The sequence below is a fragment of the [Clostridium] symbiosum ATCC 14940 genome (assembly GCF_000466485.1).
Lineage (GTDB): Bacteria > Bacillota > Clostridia > Lachnospirales > Lachnospiraceae > Otoolea > Otoolea symbiosa.
The window spans coordinates 23,529-24,827 of the sequence record NZ_KE992924.1; the positions used below are offsets into that span (position 1 = coordinate 23,529).

Consider the following 1,299-nt stretch of genomic DNA (forward strand, 5'->3'; position numbering starts at 1 on the left):
GCTAAGCACCGGCGGACTCCCATGTCCCCTCCGCCCCAAATCATGACAATCTTCCTCCGGGACAAAAGACTCGTATACACACCTCATCACCCCGTTCGCTGGCTTGCGGCGGGTCCCAAGGTTAAAAAAAAATAAGGAGAGGAATGTTTCACGTGAAACATTCCTCTCCTTATCTTAGGCAAAAAACATGGATATAGCATCCAGCAGTTTAGCCGGATTTTCCAATTGCGGCAGATGCTTTGTCTTACTGATAATTGAGGATTCAATTGCTGAGTTATAGAGTTTATATTCTTCGATGTTATCTAAAATATATGGCTCTTCAGCTCCGCCCACAATAAAGATGCTATTGTCAATTTTCTTCAATGCATTGATAATATTGCACTTCGTATATTTGCATTCCATACTTGAAAAGACGGCTTTCGGACATTCTCCTAAATGAGCCGATTCAAAATAATGATCAATATAGAATGGTTTAGCAGAATATGGATTATAAAAGTATCTTTCCTCAAATGATTCTTCTATAATATTCCGGCTGCTGGCAATATGATATAGAAGAGTACCAACGATTGGCAAATCCAGTATCAATTTATAGAATTTAGCATTTTTTCCAGGTATCTGACTGCAGCTTGCCAAACTGTCCGGATTCACCAGCATTAATTGATCGAAAAGTTCAGGTGAATTATTGCACGCCATAATTGCCAGAGCAGCAGATTCTCCGGTAGCAATAATATTTGTTCTATGTCCGATCTCTGATTTAATAAAATCACAGAGAAGCTGGACGTAGAGATAATTGGTGTAAGTCAGGTTCGGCTTTTCTGAACGGCCGCAGCCAAGTAAATCAATGGTATAAACGGTATAGTTCTGTTTTAATTTATCAATCAGTAAAGTCCACTCGTAGCCGCTGGATGCAAAGTTTAAATCATGTACCAAGAGCAGAGGCCTGCCGTTACCAATCTTTGTATAATGAATGTTACCCAGACGCCATTTGTAACAGAGCGGATGCGGTTCACTCATAAGATTCTTAGAGACGGCAGTGATTTTTATATATTTATTAAAGAGGGCAGTAGCGGCAGCTCCGCCTGCTGACAATGCTAACAATGTCATGATTTTATTTTTTGTATTCATTGATACCTCCTGACAGATAAACTGTAAGCGAATCATAAAAAGCCTGGTGAATATTTATGGAGTCCGCAGGTTTTGTATAACACAAATTATACCACAGATCTTCCCGGATGTGCATTACAATATTCTTAAAGAAAAGGCTGTGAAAATTTTTTATTTAAATTCCACCGCCCGCTT

At 39.3% G+C, this 1,299-nt stretch carries 1 protein-coding gene; it reads right to left on the minus strand.

The window, feature by feature from the left end; translation table 11 throughout:
* Positions 1 to 174: 174 nt before the first annotated feature.
* Complete coding sequence (locus CLOSYM_RS12080) at positions 175 to 1,125, minus strand: alpha/beta fold hydrolase (protein WP_044902390.1); 951 nt, start codon at positions 1,123 to 1,125, stop codon at positions 175 to 177.
* Positions 1,126 to 1,299 lie beyond the last annotated feature (174 nt).

Excerpts from the sequence above, each read along its gene's own strand:
- CLOSYM_RS12080 (WP_044902390.1), bottom strand. The coding sequence starts at position 1,125 with ATGAATACAAAAAATAAAATCATGACATTGTTAGCATTGTCAGCAGGC.